General features: G+C 71.3%; 8 protein-coding genes. 4 read left to right on the forward strand and 4 right to left on the reverse strand.

What is annotated here, in order from left to right:
* Positions 1–333: 333 nt before the first annotated feature.
* The 3 genes from ACI2K4_RS32455 to ACI2K4_RS32465 all read left to right on the forward strand — a co-directional run bounded on the left by ACI2K4_RS32455 (position 334) and on the right by ACI2K4_RS32465 (position 8,234).
* A complete protein-coding gene (locus tag ACI2K4_RS32455; protein WP_404516885.1) occupies positions 334–2,559 on the forward strand; it encodes a peptidase M6 immune inhibitor A in 2,226 nt (741 codons plus the stop codon).
* Between the two features lie 345 nt (positions 2,560–2,904).
* The gene (locus ACI2K4_RS32460) at positions 2,905–6,906 is read left to right on the forward strand and encodes a Pls/PosA family non-ribosomal peptide synthetase (RefSeq protein WP_404516887.1); all 4,002 of its coding nucleotides are present in this window, start codon (positions 2,905–2,907) and stop codon (positions 6,904–6,906) included.
* Positions 6,903–8,234, forward strand: coding sequence for a M1 family metallopeptidase (locus tag ACI2K4_RS32465; protein ID WP_404516889.1), 1,332 nt, complete (start codon positions 6,903–6,905; stop codon positions 8,232–8,234). Before ACI2K4_RS32460 ends, ACI2K4_RS32465 begins: the two co-directional genes overlap by 4 nt.
* An 81-nt stretch (positions 8,235–8,315) precedes the next feature.
* Here the strand turns inward: ACI2K4_RS32465 and ACI2K4_RS32470 are convergent, their stop codons facing one another.
* A complete protein-coding gene (locus ACI2K4_RS32470; RefSeq protein ID WP_404516891.1) occupies positions 8,316–9,614 on the reverse strand; it encodes a cytochrome P450 in 1,299 nt (432 codons plus the stop codon).
* 406 nt (positions 9,615–10,020) lie between these two features.
* On the opposite strand from ACI2K4_RS32470, the gene ACI2K4_RS32475 reads away from it, so the two are divergent.
* Positions 10,021–10,764 (forward strand): class I SAM-dependent DNA methyltransferase, encoded by a 744-nt coding sequence (locus tag ACI2K4_RS32475; RefSeq protein ID WP_404516893.1) that lies wholly within the window; start codon positions 10,021–10,023, stop codon positions 10,762–10,764.
* Between the two features lie 116 nt (positions 10,765–10,880).
* On the opposite strand, the gene ACI2K4_RS32480 is transcribed toward ACI2K4_RS32475, so the two are convergent.
* The 3 genes from ACI2K4_RS32480 to ACI2K4_RS32490 form a co-directional block, all read right to left on the reverse strand.
* Positions 10,881–12,461: a DHA2 family efflux MFS transporter permease subunit gene (locus tag ACI2K4_RS32480; protein WP_404516996.1), complete on the reverse strand. Its 1,581-nt coding sequence runs from the start codon at positions 12,459–12,461 to the stop codon at positions 10,881–10,883.
* Between the two features lie 247 nt (positions 12,462–12,708).
* Positions 12,709–16,884: a CHAT domain-containing protein gene (locus ACI2K4_RS32485; protein ID WP_404516895.1), complete on the reverse strand. Its 4,176-nt coding sequence runs from the start codon at positions 16,882–16,884 to the stop codon at positions 12,709–12,711.
* 52 nt (positions 16,885–16,936) lie between these two features.
* Complete coding sequence (locus ACI2K4_RS32490; protein WP_404516897.1) at positions 16,937–17,959, reverse strand: LacI family DNA-binding transcriptional regulator; 1,023 nt, start codon at positions 17,957–17,959, stop codon at positions 16,937–16,939.
* Between the last annotated feature and the right edge of the window lie 94 nt (positions 17,960–18,053).

Genomic DNA, 18,053 nt, shown 5'->3' on the forward strand with positions numbered 1-18,053 from the left:
TACTGCACTCGGGAGGGTGTGGGAGAGTAGGACGCCGCCGGACAACTTTCTGATGTGGGCCACCCCAAAAGGGGTGGCCCACATTTGTTTTACCCCCGTCCCCGCCGCTCGACCGTCGGCCGCCCGCCCGAGCTGGGCGTACGCGGCCGGACGTCCTTCCGCATCCAGGTGTCGGGTGCTTCATTACGGCCTGGGTGATATGTATCGCTTCACCTTTTGGTCGCAAACCGGGCGGTGGGCGGGCTACGGTGACGCCGGTTCAGTTGATCATCGTGAGTGTCGGCGCGTGGTCGCACTCACGGGATACCGGGTACGACACCCGAAGGAGGTTCCATGGCACGCACCCGCATCGCTGGGGCGCTCGCCGCCGTCCTCGTCCTGCCGGTCCTCTCCGTCTTAGCTTCGACATCACCGGCCTCCGCGGACCCCGCCACTCCGAAGGCTGCCCAGCGCAGTGACATCCGGGAGCTCACCCGCAAGGACTTCACCCTCGACGGTCGACCGATCGAGACCTCTCCCCGCTACCTGCCCAGGGTGGACGCGGGGAGAAGGGCACAGGTGGCCCCCGTCGAGACCCCGACGGTCGGCACCGTCCGTCAGTGGCTCGGTCTCGACGACATCCAGGGCACTGTCTACCGCAAGGACTACACACTCCGGGCCGTCGGCGAGCACATCGAGGTCTGGGTCGCCAACGACCTGGCATTCCCGGCCGGAGACTGCCGGGCCCAGGTGCCGTCCTCGACGCAGATCACCGACGCACAGGTGCGGCATCTTGTCGACGAGTTCGACAACAACATGTACCCGAAGGAGACCAACGCCTTCAGCACGCCGCCGGACCGGGATGGCAGCAACGCCCAGATCGGACCCGACGCCGACGGCAACGGCGGTGTCTACACCGGTGCCGGGGACAGGACCGTGACGCTCGTGGACAACGTGCGTGACGACAACTTCTACACCTTCCCGGCCGCGCCGACGTACATCGCCGGGTTCTTCTCGGCGCAGTTCAACGAGCTGCTCGACCGCAACGTGATGACCATCGACGCGTTCGACTGGTTGCACCGGATGACGGCGAACCCGCCGGACGAGCCGACGACCGACCTCTGCACCAGTCGTGCCGCCCGGCCGTTCAGCTACGAGGGCACGTTCGCGCACGAGTGGCAGCACCTCGCGCACTACTACGCCGACCCTTTCGAGGGTAACTGGATCAACGAGGGTCTCTCCGACTTCGCCATGTCGTTGACCGGGTACAGCAGCTCCACGGCCACGGTCTTCGACCGGGGCGCGGACAGTCACCTCCTTTGCTACCAGGGGTTCGGCACCGTGCAGACGCCGTTCAACGTCAACCCCCGCGACTGTGGTGGCCCGGAGAACTCGCTGACCCTGTGGGGCGAGAGCCCGAACCCGAACGCGATCCTCGCCGACTACGGCAACGCGTACTCGTTCATGCTGTTCCTGTACGACCGCTACGGCGCCGACTTCATGTCCCGACTGCACCGCGACGGTGCCCGCCAGGGCCTCGCGAGTCTGGACGCGGAGTTGGAGACCGTCGGGGTCCACGACGTCTACCAGGTCCTGCACGACTACCAGTCGATGACCCTGCTCGACAAGATCGTGGGCGACTCGCGCCTCGGCATCACCCTCGGGGTGCCCAAGAGTCGGGTCACGACGCCGAGCCTGCGCTCCACGGTCAACCTGGCCAGCTCGGCGGCGAACGGCACGCCGGGCGTCGCGCCGAACGGCGCGGACTACGTGCAGTTGGGGGCGGCCAAGGGCAAGGTGCTCAGCGGTCGCGACCTGCGTACGGTGAAGTTCCAGGGGGCACGGACCCTGCCCGCGCTACCGCTGGCCTGGACCAGCACCGCCCAGGACCCGGACCGTCCGGGCAACGCGGTTCTCTGGTCCGGTAACGCCAACAGCCTGGACGCGGCGGCGGTTGTCTCCGTCGCGGTGCCGACCGCCGACCCGTCCCTGCGGTTCCTCGCCAAGTACGGTGCCGAGTTCGGCTTCGACTACGGCTACGTGACCGTGTCGACGGACGGCGGTGCCACGTACACGGCGATTCCCGGTGACCGGACGGTCGAGGGGCCGCTCGGACCCGGGCTCAACGGTACGACGAACGGCTTCGAACCGCGTACCTACGATCTGTCCGCGTACGCCGGCAAGACCGTGCTGCTCGGATTCCGGTATGTCAGCGACGGCGGCGTCAACGAGGGCGGGCTGCTGCTCGACGACATCACCGTCGGCGGCCGGACGGTCAGCGACGGCACCAGCCTCGCTCCGTTCGACTCGCCCACCGAGATCCGACCGACCCCGGTCCACAACTGGAACCTGCGGCTCATCGGCATCGACGAGAAGCACTCGCTCGCCTGGCAGTTCGAGTCCGACGGCCGCTCCGAGGTGACCATCGGCAAGCTGGAACTGGCTGTACTGGACGCCTTCCCCGAGGTCGTCGCGGTGGTCGCGTACGACGAGCCGACCGAGCAGGTGGCGCAGTACGCGCCGTACGAGCTGACCGTGAACGGTGTGGTCCAGCCCGGCGGAAGCGGCTCGCTGAGCTGATCTCGGCCCCGGATGCGGGGGCATCCGCCGTCGGGAACGACGGCGGATGCCCCCGTGCTGTTTCTCCACCGAGGGCCGTCTCCACGACGCCGAGGGTGGTCGGACGGGCCTGTGATACCAACCACCGGTCCGGCTCTGTGGCGACAGCAGCGGTTCATCCCGCGTTAAGCTGTTCGACCGGTGGTCGCACTGTTGCCCCACCGAAGGACCGATGCGCCGAGTTTCCTGACACGCCACGAGCGTTGCCATCGTGCGGATCGCCACGCTGACCGTGGAGCGGGTCGCCGATGGACCGGGAAGGTCCTCCCCCTACGCGGTGCAGCCCAGCTCGTCGAAGGGTGAAGCATGCGCGCGTACCTGGCAGACAGTGATCATATCGAGGTGCCGGACGGGGAGCCGTCGCTCCCGTCGGTCGACCTGCTCGACCCCGCCGACCCGACGGTGAGCCCGGTCGGGACGCCGTCGGGCACGGCCGAGCCGCTGGTGGCCACCGACCGGCCGGCGGCGCTCTACGCCGCACAGGCGGCCCCGGCCACCCGTACGTTGCTGGACGTTCTCGCCGAGACCACGCGCCGGCACCCGTCGGCACCGGCGATCGACGACGGCGCCACCCTGCTCAGTTACCGGGACCTGGAGACCCGGATCGACGAGACGCGTCGCCGGATGGTCGACGCGGGTATCGGCGTCGGGGACCGGGTGGGCGTACGCGCCCCGTCCGGCACGGTCGACCTGTACGTCTCGATCCTCGCCGTGCTCGCCGCCGGTGCCGCGTACGTGCCGGTGGACGCGGACGACCCGGACGAGCGGGCCGAACTGGTCTTCGCCGAGGCGGACGTCTGCGCCGTCATCGGGCCGGACCGGACACTGACCCCCCGCCGCGCCCCGGTGGGCGAGGCCCGTCGGCCCGGTCCCGACGACGACGCCTGGATCATCTTCACCTCCGGTTCGACCGGTCGGCCGAAGGGCGTCGCGGTCACCCACCGTGCCGCCGCCGCGTTTGTCGACGCCGAGTCGAGGCTTTTTCTGGTTGACGAGCCGATCGGGCCCGGTGACCGGGTGCTCGCCGGGTTGTCGGTGGCGTTCGACGCGTCCTGCGAGGAGATGTGGCTGGCGTGGCGGTACGGCGCCTGCCTCGTCGCCGCGCCGCGCTCGCTGGTGCGTACCGGGATGGATCTCGGTCCCTGGCTGGTCGAGCAGCGGATCACCGTCGTGTCGACGGTGCCGACGCTCGCCTCCCTCTGGCCGGCCGAGGCGCTCGACGGCGTACGACTGCTGATCTTCGGTGGCGAGGCGTGCCCACCCGAACTGGCCGAGCGGTTGGCCGTCGACGGCCGGGAGGTGTGGAACACGTACGGGCCGACCGAGGCGACCGTCGTGGCCTGCGCCGCGCGGCTGAGCGGCGAGGGTCCGGTCCGCATCGGGTTGCCGCTCGACGGCTGGGCGTTGGCGGTGGTGGACGCCCGGGGCCAGGTGGTCCCAATGGGCGAGGTCGGCGAACTGGTCATCGGTGGTGTCGGGCTGGCGCGTTACCTGGACCCGGTCAAGGACGGGGAGAAGTTCGGGCCGCTGGAATCGCTCGGTTGGTCGCGTGCGTACCGCAGCGGCGACCTGGTCCGGGCCGAGCCCGAGGGGCTGCTCTTTGTCGGCCGGGCCGACGAGCAGATCAAGCTGGGCGGGCGCCGGATCGAGCTGGGCGAGGTCGACGCGGCATTGCAGGCGTTGCCCGGTGTCGCCGCCGCGGCGGCTGCGGTCCGTACCGCCCGGCACGGTAACCAGCTCCTGGTCGGTTACGTGGTGCCGGTCTCGGCCGACGGGTTCGACCGGGCGGAGGCGGCGCGGCGGCTCGGTACGGCGCTGCCGGCCGCGCTGGTGCCGCTGATCGCAGTGGTGGACGGCCTGCCCACCCGTACCTCGGGCAAGGTCGACCGCAACGCGTTGCCGTGGCCGCTGCCCGAGCTGGAGACGGTTGGGACCGTCGACCGGTTGGAGGGCACCGAGGCGTGGCTGGCCGAGTGCTGGGAAGAGATCGTCGGCGTCGCGCCGACCGGTCGGGACGACGACTTCTTCGCCGGTGGCGGTTCCAGCCTCGGCGCCGCGCAACTCGTCACGCTGCTGCGTGACCGCTACCCGGGCGCGTCGGTCAGCGATGTCTACCAGCACCCGACGCTGCGCGCGATGGCGCGCCGGCTCGACGGGTTCGGCGAGGTGGAGGCTCCCACCCGCGTGGTGCGTCCGACCCCGAGGCGTACCGGTCTCGTCCAGAGCGCGCTGATGCTGCCGCTGCTCGGCGTCGTCGGCCTGCGTTGGGTGGTGACGCTCGCCGCGATCAACAACGTGTTGGCGCTCTTCGGCTCGTACCCGTGGGCGCCCACCGTCTCCTGGTGGTGGGTGGTGCTCGGCTGGTTGCTGGTGATCAGCCCGGCCGGTCGGATCGCGATCGCGGCCGGCGGGGCCCGGCTGCTGCTGCGTGGCCTGACCCCGGGCAGTTATCCGCGCGGCGGCGGCGTCCACCTGCGACTCTGGGCCGCCGAACGGCTGGCGGCGGCGAGCGGCGCGACCAACCTCGCCGGGGTGTGGATCACCTACTACGCGCGGGCACTCGGTGCCAGGATCGCCAACGAGGTGGACCTGCACACGCTGCCGCCGGTGACCGGTCTGCTCCGGATCGGGCCGGGCGCGGCGGTCGAGCCCGAGGTGGACCTCGCCGGGCACTGGGTCGACGGCGACGTCGTGCACGTCGGGCGGATCCGGATCGATGCCGGCGCGACGGTCGGTGCCCGGAGCACGCTGATGCCCGGTGCCCGGATCGGCAAACGGGCCGAGGTCGCGCCCGGGTCGTGTGTGACCGGCACGGTCCCCGCCGGTCGCCGTTGGGCCGGTGTGCCGGCGACGCGCTCCGGCAAGGCGGCCCGCCGCTGGCCGCAGCAGCGTCCCGGCCGCACCGGTCGGTGGACCCTGGCGTACGGGTTGACCTCACTGCTGCTCGGCTTCCTTCCCGCGATCGCGGCGCTACCCGGGCTGCTCGTGCTCGGCTGGTTCGTGCGGGACACCGCCAGCCTCCGGGACGCCCTGCTGGGCGCGCTGACCGGCGTACCGCTCGCCACGGTGGCGGGGATGACGACGTACGCGTTGCTCATCCTGGTCCTGGTCCGGGCCCTCAGCCTCGGTCTGCGTGCCGGGCACCACCCGGTGCACGGCCGGGTCGCCTGGCAGGCGTGGGCGACCGAGCGGCTGATGGACCTCGCCCGGGTCGGCCTGTTCCCGCTCTACGCCAGCCTCTTCACGCCGGTCTGGCTGCGCGCGTTGGGGATGCGGGTCGGGCGCCGGGTCGAGGCGTCGACGGTGCTCGCGCTCCCCTCGATGACCACCGTCGGCGACGGCGCGTTCCTCGCCGACGACACCCTGGTCGCCTCGTACGAGCTGGGCGGCGGCTGGTTGCGGGTCGGCGCCGCCCGGGTCGGCAAGCGGGCGTTCCTCGGCAATTCGGGGATGACCGCGCTCGGTCGGGCCGTGCCCAAGCACGGGCTGGTCGGGGTGCTCTCCGCGACGCCGAAGCGGGCCAAGGCCGGCAGTTCCTACCTCGGCATGCCGCCGATGAAGCTGCCGCGTGCGGTCGAGGGCGGCGACCAGAGCCGCACGTTCGACCCGCCGAGGCGGCTGATGGTGGCCCGTGCCGCCGTCGAGCTCTGCCGGGTCGTCCCGGTCATGTGTACGGTCGCGCTCGGCGTGGTCACCCTCGCCGCCTTCGAGGCGCTGCTCGCCGGCTACGGGTACGTCGCCGCGCTGGTCGCCGGTGGCCCACTGCTGCTGGTCGCCGGCATCGTCGCCTGTGTGGTCGCCGTCCTGGCGAAGTGGGTGCTGGTGGGGTCGTTCCGGGTCCGTGAGCGCCCGTTGTGGAGCGGCTTCGTGTGGCGCAACGAACTCGCCGACACCTTCGTCGAGGTCCTGGCGGTGCCGTGGCTCGCCGGTGCGGTCGGCGGCACCCCGCTGATGAGCCTGTGGCTGCGTGGCCTCGGGGCACGGATCGGGCGCGGCGTCTGGTGCGACAGCTACTGGTTGCCGGAGGCGGACCTGGTCCGGATCGGCGACGGTGCCACCGTCAACCGTGGCTGCGTCGTGCAGACCCACCTGTTCCATGATCGAATATTGCGCATGGACCAGGTGACCCTCGACGAGGGCTCGACGCTCGGACCGCACGGGATCGTGCTGCCCGGCGTCACCGTGGGGGAGCACGCCACGATCGGACCGGCGTCGCTCGTGATGCGGGGCGAGACGGTGCCCGGCGGAGGCCGTTGGCTGGGCAACCCGATCGCCACCTGGCCGGCGGAGAGGGCACGTCAAGGGTGAGCGCGAGACGGGGCACGTCGGGCTCCGCCAGCGGTGCGCTGGCGGACCCGTACCTGCCCGGGCACGGCAACGTCGGTTACCGGACCACGCACTACGACCTCGAGCTGGACTACCGGCCCGGTCCCGGTCGGCTCGCCGGCCGGGCGAGGATCTCGGCCACGGCCGACCGTGACCTGACCGAGTTCAGCCTCGATCTCGGCATGTTCCGGATCGAGCGGGTGTCGGTCGACGGGGTGCCGGCCCGGCACACGCACGGCGCCGGCAAGCTGCGGATCCGGCCGGCGACACCGTTGCCCGCCGGGACGGCGTTCACGGTCACGGTCCGGTACGCCGGGGCGCCGCGACCGATCCCGAGTCGGTGGGGCGACCTCGGCTGGGAGCGGCTCGACGACGGTGCGTTGGTCGCGAGCCAGCCGACCGGGGCACCGTCCTGGTTCCCGTGCAACGACCACCCGTCCGACAAGGCCACCTACCGGATCACCGTGAGCACCCAGTCCCGGTACGCGGTCATCGCCAACGGCACCCTGGTCTCGCGTACGTCCGACGCCAACACGACCACCTGGGTCTTCGAGCAGCTCGCTCCGATGCCCAGCTACCTCGCCACGGTCCAGATCGGGCGGTACCACCTGTTCGACCTCGCGACCGGCCCGATACCCCAGCGGGCGGCGGTGCCGTCCCGGCTGCTCGCCTCGGCCAGACACGACTTCGGCCGACAGTCGGAGATGATGACCGCGTTCGAGTGCGTCTTCGGCCCGTACCCGTTCGACGAGTACGCGGTGGTCGTGGTCGACGAGGAGTTGGACGTACCGGTCGAGGCGCACGGGTTGTCCATCTTCGGGGCCAACCACGTGGACGGGCGGCGTGGCTTCGAGCGCCTCGTCGCGCACGAGTTGGCGCACCAGTGGTTCGGCAACAGCCTGACCGTGGCCGGTTGGCGCCACATCTGGCTCAACGAGGGGTTCGCGAAGTACGCCGAGTGGCTCTGGTCGGAGCTGTCCGGCGGTGAACCGGCCCGAGCGCACGCGGCCCGGTCGTGGAGCTGGCTCGCCGCGCAACGCCACGACCTGCGGTTGGCCGACCCGGGAGCACGGCGCCTCTTCGACGACCGGGTCTACCAGCGTGGCGCGCTGACGCTGCACGCCCTGCGCCTGGCCGTCGGCGACGGGTCCTTCTTCGCCCTGGTGGGGGAGTGGACCCGGGTCCACCGGCACGGCACGGTGACCACCGAGGAGTTCACCGCGTTGGCGCAGCGCCACACGACGCGGCCGGTCGGCGCGTTGTTCGACGCCTGGCTGCACGAACCGGCGCTGCCGCCGCTGCCCTCCTGAGCCGCGCCCCGGGCACGGCCCCGTCGGACGCGCGAGGGCACCGGTTCGGCGATCACCGGTTGACGGACACCGGCACGGCGGTCACCGGTTCGGCGGTCGGAACCGGGCCCGTAGGCCGGTGGGTGAGAGTCGGCCGAGAAACGCCGGCACGGCTGACGCCGCGTTCGGCGACTCGACGGCGAACCGCTGCGCCAGCCGTGAGGTGACCAGCGTGAGTTGCCGCATGGCCAGTGCCGAGCCGATGCAGACCCGGGGGCCGGCGCCGAACGGAAGGTACGTCGTGCCGGTCGCCGGTCGCCCGTTCAACCACCGGTCCGGGTCGAACTCGTCCGGCCGTTGCCACCACCGTGGGTCCCGGTGGATCAGGTACGGGTTCAGCAGCACGTCGTCCCCGGGGCGCAGCGACCAGTCGCCGAGGTTGGTGGCGGTACGGGCGGTGCGGGTCATCAGCCACACCGGTGGGTAGAGCCGGAGCACCTCCTTGACCACGGCCTCGGCCAGCGGCAGCCGCGCCGCCGGTGTCGCTTTCGCACCGCTGGCCGACCCGCCCGCCTCGTCGCGGAGGTCGGCGGTGAGCCGGGGCCGGGCGGCGAGTTCCCGGACGACGGAGGCGAGTGCGGCGGCGGGTACGCCGTGGCCGCCCATCAGGATGCCGCGAAGTGTCGCCATCACGGTGCGGTCGGGCATCGCCGGGTCGGCGTCGAGCAGGAAGGCGAGCAGGTCGTCCTGCGGCGCCCCGACACCGGTGGCGCGTCGCCGCCGGACGATGCCGGTGAGCGTTTCGACGGTCTCCCGGTGGACCTGGAAGAAGCGGCGGTTGCGCCGGAGCGGGAACCAGGCGGGGAACTGGTAGGAGGCTGCCGTGAACGGTCGGGTCACCTCGAGGTTGTCGGAGAGCAGCCTCGGGATGTCGGCGGAGTCGGGACCGAAGCAGTATTCGGCGGTCGCCTGGGCGGTGAAGGCCCGCATCGTGGTGAGCACGTCAACCTCACCGCCGGCGGCCGAGCCGATGACCGTGTCGAGGATGTCGACCGTACGGTGGTCGACCGCGGTGGCGGCCGAGTGGTTCAGCCCCGGCCACACCGTACGGCGTGCGGACATCCAGGCGTCGCCCTGCCTGGCGGCGAGGTCGATGTCCGGTCGGGTGCCGAACGGGGCCAGTTCCGTCACGAAGCTGTGGTTGGTGCGGGCGAGCGCGTCGTGGGTCAGCTTGGGGTCGATCACGAAGACGGTACGTTCGTCGAAGGAGAACACGTCGCCGTACCGGTGGTGGCCGCGTCGGAGGAAGCCGATCCGGTCGGCGTCGTACTCGGGTGTGTTGCCCAGGAGCCAGTGCCCGCGCGGACCCGCCGGTCGCCTGCCCTTGTCGCCGTTCGTCATCCGGGCCCCCAAGAGAGAATCACAGGACCCCGAACCCGGGATCCTGTGATCGCTGTCGGTCGACTTGTTCTGGTGGAAGTTGTCTCGGCGGTGGCTGGTTCGGCCTACTCGTAGTTGTAGAACCAGTACGGGTAACGCCCGCTGACCCGACTCCTACCCATCAGGCGAGCCGCCACGTGGCGCAGCGTCCGTGTCATGAACACCTCCCACATCGATTGGGAACGATCACTGAATGGATGTTGTCACAGCGGTAGGGGGCGTGCAACGACGCCCCTCGCCGGGCGCACGTAATGGTATTTCCCCGCAATCGCCGCGATACCCGCTTGTCGGCAGGCTTGGTGGCGGTACGCCCATCGGGCCACAAAATCGCTGGACAAGACGTACGCCGATGGCGATCGTTGGCCCCATGCGCCAGGACGAGATCTGGGACGCCGACACCGCCGGTCGCTACGACACGCCCGGAACCGGCATGTTCGCCCCGGAGATCCTCGGGCCGACGGTGGACCGCCTCGCCGCGCTCGCGGGTGACGGCCGAGCACTCGAATTCGCCATCGGAACCGGCCGGGTGGCCGTCCCGCTGTCCGGTCGCGGGGTGCCCGTCACCGGCATCGAACTCTCGGGGCCGATGATCGATCGCCTGCGTGCCAAGGCGGACGAGGCGACGATCCCGGTGGTCGTCGGTGACATGGCGACCGCCGTCGCCCCGGGCGCGTACGCGCTTGTCTACCTCGTCTACAACACGATCTCCAATCTGCTCACCCAGGCCGAGCAGGTGGCGTGTTTCCGCAACGCCGCCCGTCACCTCCTGCCCGGCGGCCGGTTCGTGATCGAGCTGTGGGTGCCGGAGCTGCGCAAGCTGCCACCGGGTCAGCAGGCGACGGTCTGGCAGGTCGAGCCGGGTTACATCGGCCTGGACACCTACGACACCCTGCGCCAGCATGTGGTGTCGCACCACTTCAGGTTCGACGAGGGCAGGCAGGCCCGGCTGACCCGCAGCCCGCACCGTTACGTCTGGCCGGCCGAGCTTGACCTGATGGCCGAGCTGGCCGGGTTCGAGCTGGAGAGTCGGCACGCTGACTGGGCCGGCGCGGAGTTCACCGCCGACTCACGGTCGCACGTATCGGTCTACCGCATCCCGCCGGACCGGTAGACCACCGGCCGCATCCAGCCGGAGCGGTGGACCACCGGCCCGGTCGGCCAGCACGGAAACGGCCGTCGCCCGAGCGGTGGCTCGGGCGACGGCCGATGAGCCGTCGGTACGCGGCGTCAGTGGATCAGCACCGGAGTGCTGGTCGGGGTGCCGCCCTCGCCGGTCTCGTCGAGCAGGTGCGACACCTCGCGCCTGCGGGGCAGGAACGCGATCGGGATGAACGTCGCCAGCACCAGCGCGAAGCCGACCCAGAACGTCGTGGCGAACGAGTCGGCCACGAACTCCAGACCGCGCTGGATGATCGAGGGTTCCACCGGCAGTTGCGCGTTGTGTTGGTTCGCGATCGCAGCGCCGGCCTCGGTGATCGGTTCGCCGGTACGCGGGTCGTTCAGGCCCGGGACCGGGTCCGAACCGTTCAACTGGCTGGTGAGGATGACCGACATGATCGCGGCACCGATCGAGCTGCCGATCTGCTGGAGGATGTTGACCAGCGTGGAACCGCGCGCCACCTCGTGGTTGGTCAGCGTACGCAGCGCCGAGGTCATGATCGGCATCATCGTGCCGCCCATGCCGAGACCCATCACGAACAGCGAACCGCAGAGCAGCAGGTAGGAGGTGTCCGTACCGACCTGGGTGAAGGCGAAGAAGCCGAGGGCGATGAGCGCCATCGCGAACGGCACCGTACGGCCGATCGGGATCTTGTCCGCCAGGGTGCCGGCGATCGGCATGGTGAGCATCGCGCCGATGCCCTGCGGCGCCATCAGCAGGCCGGCGTGCAGGGTGGACTCGCCCCGGACCTGGAGGAAGTAGCTCGGGAACAGCAGGCCGGCACCCATGAACGCGATGATGAACACGAACAGCGAGATCGACGCCACCGACAGGTTGCGGTTGCGGAAGAGCCGCAGGTCGAGCAGCGGGTGCCTCGGCTTGAACGAGTAGAGGACAAAGGCGACCAGCAGGACGGCCCCGGCCAGCATGGTGGCCCAGACCCTGGTGGCGGAGATCGTGCCGGTCTCCGGCAGCGACGAGACGCCGTAGAGGAACAGCGCCAGACCCGGCGACAGCATCACCATGCCGAGGAAGTCGAACGACTCGGACGGCTCCGCGGTGTCCTTCGGCAGCGCGAAGAAGGCGTAGACCAGCGCGATCGCACCGATCGGGACGTTGATCAGGAAGATCCAGTGCCAGCCCACCGCCTCGATCAGCCAGCCACCGAGGATCGGTCCACCGATCGGGCCGAGCAGCATCGGGATGCCGAGGACCGCCATCAGCCGGCCGATCCGCGCCGGTCCGGCCGCCCGCGTCATGATCGTCATGCCCAGCGGCATGAGCATGCCACCGCCCAGGCCCTGGAGCACCCGGTAGCCGATGAGTTCACCGACCGAGTCGGCGGTGGCGCAGAGCGCGGAGCCGAGCGTGAACAGCAACAGGGCGAGCATGTACAGCCGCTTGGTGCCGAACCGGTCGGCGGCCCAGCCGCTCAGCGGGATCACCGTGGCGAGCGCCAGGGTGTAACCCGTCATGGTCCAGGCGACTTCGGCGTACGTCGCGCCGAACTCGGTCTGGAAGGTGGGCAGTGCGACGCTGACGACGGTGATGTCGAGGATCGACATGATCGCGCCGAGGACCACCACCCCGGCGATTTTGAGGACGGCGCCGTCGAGTTTGTCGGGCGCCGCAACGGCTTGATTGGTCACGTGACTCTCCAGGTCCAGGGGGCCGGGCGGGGCGATGTCCACACAGTGCACGTTGGGCTGCGTACGCCGGACGAGAACCGACTGACCTGTGGTCGTACGGCCGTCAGTCTCCGGCCTCAGGATCACACGGCCCCTCGGCCACCCGGTCAGCCCACGTCGAAAGCGTGTTCTTGCTCACCCGCCCTGCCACGTAACCCCGCCGTTACCTTGCTGACCTGGGGTGACGCGACGCTGAAGGGTCGTACGTTCAGTCGAGCCTGGTCCGGTAGCGCTCCACCCGGTCGCGGTGCTCCTCGGTCGGGGCATCGGCGTACGCCTGCTCGGCGAGCGCGAGGGCCTCCCGCCACTGCCTGCGCGCCCGGTCGGCGCGGCCGGCAACCCGTTCCAGCTCGCCGATCCGGTCGTGCGTGTCGGCCTGGGCCAGTCGCGCCCCGAGGTCGGCCGGGTCGAGTGCGGCCCGGCGTCGCCAGGTCGCCAGCGCCTGCCGGAACAGCGCGCGGGCCGGCGTCGGCTCCCCGGCCTGCTGGAGCCACCCGCCCAGGCGTAGGCAGGCTTCGGCCAGGTCGCGGTGCAGACCCGCGTTGCCGGGAAAGCGGTGTACGAGCCCCTGGGTCACCTCCAGCGACCGTTCGAGGTTGCCGCGTACCTCTTCGGGCTGCCCGTTCGCGGTGGCGTGGTCGGCCATCCGGCGGAAGGCCGTGGCGAGGTCGCGTTCTCCGTCGACGCTGTCCGGGTCGCCGTCGGCCAGTCGCTGGGCCAGGGAGAGGGCGCTGACGAAGTGCCCCTGGGCGCAGGAGAGGTCGCCGGCACCGAGGTCCATGTCGCCGAGCCGCCAGTGGGAGCCGAGCAGCTCGCGCTGGTAGGCGGTGTTGCTCGGGTCGGAGGTGGCGAGCCGGTCGGCGATCGACGCCGCCTCGGTGGTCAGTTCGCGGGCGGATCCGGCGTTGTCGCCGACGTGGCCGACGATGTCGACCAGGACACTCAGGGTGTGCAGGAGGTGGCCCAGCAGGTCCTCTTCCTCGGGGTCGGCCCGCACCAGCCGACGCCAGACCTCCAGGGCCTGCTCGACCAGTTGCCGGGCCTGTGCCGGGTCGTCGTCGGCGCGGTGCACGGCGGCGAGCGTGTCGAGGCAGACGGCCAGGTCGTAGTGGAACATCGGGTTGTCGGGATCGCCGTCGACCAGCCGCTGACGGATGTCGAGCGACTGCCGGGCGGCCTCGTGCGCGCGTACGACGTCGTCGCCGTCGAGTGCGATCTGCGCGATCTTCTGGTAACTCAGGCCCAGGTTGCGCAGGTAACGCAGGTCGCTCGGGTCGGCCTCACAGAGCCGGGAGTCGATGGCGAGGGCCTGCTCGTAGCAGCGGCGGGCCTCGTCGGTACGGCCGAGCCGGCGCATCAGCCGGCCCTGGCTGTCGAGTGCGGCGCTGCGCGCGATCTGCGCCTGCGCGTCCCCGGGCCGGTCCTGCGCGGCCTCGGTGGTCAGGGCGACCAACTCCTCGCCCTTCACCGCGGCAGCCGCCGTGCTCCCGCTGGCCGCCAGGGCGTCCCGTTCCCGCCCGACCAGGTCGAGGTACGCGGCGTGCCCGGTGGGAAAGCCGGGGGTCACGTCGCCGAGCAGGGCCGCCACGGTCAGCTCCCCGCCGAGACTGGGCAGCACGTCGTGCACGAAGGTGGCGAGTTCGTCGAACTGACCGGCGGTCGCGAGGTGGTGCACGGCCTCGGTCAGGGTCTCGAAGTCGGCGCGACCGGCCTCGACGATCCGGTGGCACATCGCGACGGCCCGACGGTGCCGGTCGAGGTGCCGGTCGCCGTGCAGGGGTGCCAGGGCCTGCCGGACCCAGGACTCCACGAGCGCGTCGTCCCCGGTCGGTACGACCAGGGTGAGGTCGCCCAGCCGGCCGAGATGCCCGGCCATCGCGGCACGTTCCTCGTCGCTCGGTTCCCGTCCGGTCACCGCGAACGCGAGGTCGTCATCGGTGAGAGCCACCCGCGACACCGATGCCTGGAGCAGCGCCTCGTGCTCGTCCGGGGTGAGCAGGTCGAGCAGTTCGCCGAGCAGCATGTCCCGGGCGGCGAGGGTGATCGCCTGCCGGGTCGCCTCGGCCGCGTCCGGTGCGTTCGCCGCCGAACGGGCGAGCGCGACCCGCTCCTGCTTGGCGAGGCCGCGCAGCCGTTCGGTCACCTCGGGCAGCCGGGCCGCGCCGCCCCTGCCGCCGACCAGGGCGTCGACAAACTCGATCAGTCGGGGGTGTCCACCGACGGCCCCTACCACCACGTCGCGGTCGGCGAAGGAGAGCTCGCGCAGCGCCGGCAGGCGCAGCAGCAGCCGGCGCAGTTCGGCGTCGCTCAGCGGTGGCATCTCGACACGCGCCAGCGGCACCTCCACCGGCACCGGGTAGCGGCTGGTGACCAGGATCTTGCCGCGCCCCGCCGCGTGGCACAGGTCGGCGAAGACCTCGGCGAAACCCGGGTCGCGGAAGGCGTCGCCGCCCGGGGTGAGGTTCTGCTCGAAGTCGTCGAAGGCGATCAGGAGCCGTTCGGTCCGCAGCGCCTCGGTGACCGCCGCCAGGGCGGCGGACTGGTCGTCGGGGTTGTCGATGCCGGCACCGGCGGCCGTGGCGGCGATGTCGGCGAGGAGCCGGGGCGGGTTCCAGGAGCCGCCGTGCACGACGATCGACCACGGGTCGTCGATGTCGTCGCGGAGCCGGTTGATCGCCCGGCCGGCGAGGGCCGTCTTGCCGATTCCGGCGACCCCGGTCAGCACCACCCCGTTGACCAGGGTGGACTCCCCGGTCGACGGGACCTCGTCGCGCAGGGTCTGGGCGACGGTCCGTAGCTGGGCGCGCCGGCCGACCAGGTCACCCAGGGAGAGTTCGCGTACGCCGCCGCCGCTGGGCAGTTCGGTCGGGTTGCTCAGTGGCGTGGGCTGTGCCGAGGCGTCCCAGAGCGGACCGTCCGAGGTGGCGAAGAGGGTCGCGATCCCGTACTCGGGGCGGCCCGGCGACTCGGCGCGTACCGTCTCGTCGTACATCCGTGACCGTGCCCGTGCCAGCGCCGCCGCGACGGGGAGGTTCTCCTCGGCGAGTGCCCGGTAGACGCGGGTGAGCAGGCCGGTCGCGTACCTGTCGCTGACCGTGGTCTGCATGGCGATGACCCGGTTGGCGCCGTGGCGCAGCAGGGTCGCCGCGAGCCCGGTGTCCGCGTCGGCGGCGCCGTCACAGCTCGACAGCACGATCAGTGGGACCGGCCGACCCGCGCGCCGCAGTGCGCGTACCAGATCCTCGGCGGTGACCTCGACGGCGTTGCCGTCCCGGTCCTCCAACTCGACCCCGTACGGCGAGCCGTGCGCCGACAGGTGCAGCACGTGGTAGGCGTCGGCGCGCAGCGCGGCGGCGATCTCCGGTGGCCCGGCCACCTCCAGGATGGTGACCTCGGCCCGGCCGAGCCCGCCGACGATGCTCACGATGGCCTGCATCTCGGCCTCGATGTCGAGGGCCGGGTTCTCGGTGTTCTCGGGTGCGCCCACCGCGACGAGGATCTTCAGCGGGCCGGGTGTCGGCGGCTGGGCGGTCGCCCGCACACCCGCGACCGTACGGGTCAGGCGCACTCCCTCGACGGTGGCCAGCACCCGCTGGTCGGCGAGGCGGATCATCTCGAACGGAAGCTCGTGGGCCGGGCCGTCGGCGTCGATGACAACGTCGACCACGGTGCCGTCGTCGGCGTTCGCCAGGAGCGTGCTGAGCTGGTCGAGCGAGTCCGGGTCGAACAGGGCCGCCGACAGCCGTTGACCCAGCCGTGCCATCCGGGTCTCGGCGTCCGGGAGGTCGACCAGGGACCAGATCTCGTCCCGACCGAACGGCAGCGGCTCGTCCCGTTCGCAGAGCAGCGTTCCGGCGAGGGTCGCGGTGCTGCGGACCCGGCTCTGCGCGACGCTGACCCGCAGGCGCAGTTCGTGTCGGGGTGCGGGGTCCACGGTGCCGCACCGCTGGCGCAGTTCGGCGGCGAGCGCGGCCACCCCGCGCTTGCTCAGCGTGCGTACCCGGTGCGTGGTGTGGGTGTCGGCGGTGAGGAATTCCGGCAGGTCGCGCAGCCGGCCGCCGGGCAGCAGCACCGGCAGCAGCGTGGCGGCCGACTTCTCGTCGCCGTCGACCATCTCGCGGACCGTGCTGGCCGCCCGCCACAGGCCCGGGTCGTGGTCGGACGGGTCGTCGGCGGCGGCGACCTCGCGGTAGAGCGGTGAGCCGACGAGCAGCACGACGTCGGCCGAGTGCAGTTGCGAGGGGATCTGTTCGGCGGGTGAGTCGAGCAGGCGGGCGTCCAGACCGCCGGCCCGCAGCAGGATCCAGAGGTCCCGGACGCTGTCGATGTGCACCGCGTCGTCGGGGGCGTACGAGATGAGGATTCGGCCGAGCCCGCCTGTCATGCGCGACATCATGACAGCTTCCCGACGGCGGTCGAGTGGCCGGACCGGGGCCTCAGGTCGGGCTCTGCCGTCGGTACTGGCTCGACTCGCGTACGACCAGCTCCGGTTCGAAGACGACCTGCTGGTGCCGGTGCCGGTCGGGGTGGTTGGCCTCGTCCAACAGGAGCGCGGCGGCGGTCTGGCCGAGGCGTTGGCTCGGCTGGCGGATCGAGGAGAGCGGTACGGCCGCCGCGGCGGCGAAGTCGATGTCGTCGTAGCCGACCAGGGCGATCTCCTCGGGCACCCGGATGTGTTGACGGGTCAGCTCCTGGAGGACACCGAGGGCGAGCAGGTCGTTGGCACAGAAGACGGCGGTGGCCCGGGTCGAGCGCGGTTGGCCGATGATCCGCGCGGCGGCGTCGCGGCCGGCGGCGACGGTCAGCGCGGGGGTGTCGAAGCGGCGCAGGTCCCGTTCGTCTCCCCCGGAGTCGGCCAGTGCCCGCACCGCGCCCCGGTAGCGGTCGCGGACCTGTTCGAGCTGGTGTGGCCCACCGACGAAGGCGATCCGCCGGTGTCCGTTCTCGAGCAGGTGTCGGGTCGCGAGTTCGCCGCCGAGCCGGTCGTCGACGGAGACCGAGCACATCCGCGTCTCCGGGTACTTGCGGTCGAGCAGTACCACCAGTACGCCCCGCTCGCGTAACCGGAGCAGTCGTCGGAACGTGTTGTCGGCCGGGGTGATCAGCACACCCCGTACGCGGTGTTCCTCGAGCAGGTCGAGGTAGGCACTTTCCCGTCCGGGATCACCGTCACTGTTGCAGAAGATGACGGCCATGCCGGCTGCCCCGGCGCTGCTCTCGACGCCCTTGGCGACGTCGGTGAAGAACGGGTTGGCCACGTCGAGGACGACCAGGCCGAGGGTGCGGCTGCGGCCACGGCGCAGTTGCCGGGCGGCGTCGTTCGGTACGAAACCGAGTTCCGCGATCGCGGCGAGCACCCGGGACCGGGTGCCCCGCGCGACGGTGTCGGGCCGGTTGAGCACGTTGGAGACTGTCCCGAGCGAGACGCCGGCGTGGTGGGCGACATCGCGGATGCTCACGGCCGATTCTCGAGTCACGGTTCTCCCTGCGTCGATGTCTGACGGTCTTGAACCGTCTCAAGAATGCCGCGTCGACCGGGATTGGGGAAGTCGT

The sequence above is a fragment of the Micromonospora sp. NPDC050397 genome, assembly GCF_044901685.1.
Taxonomy (GTDB): domain Bacteria; phylum Actinomycetota; class Actinomycetes; order Mycobacteriales; family Micromonosporaceae; genus Micromonospora_G.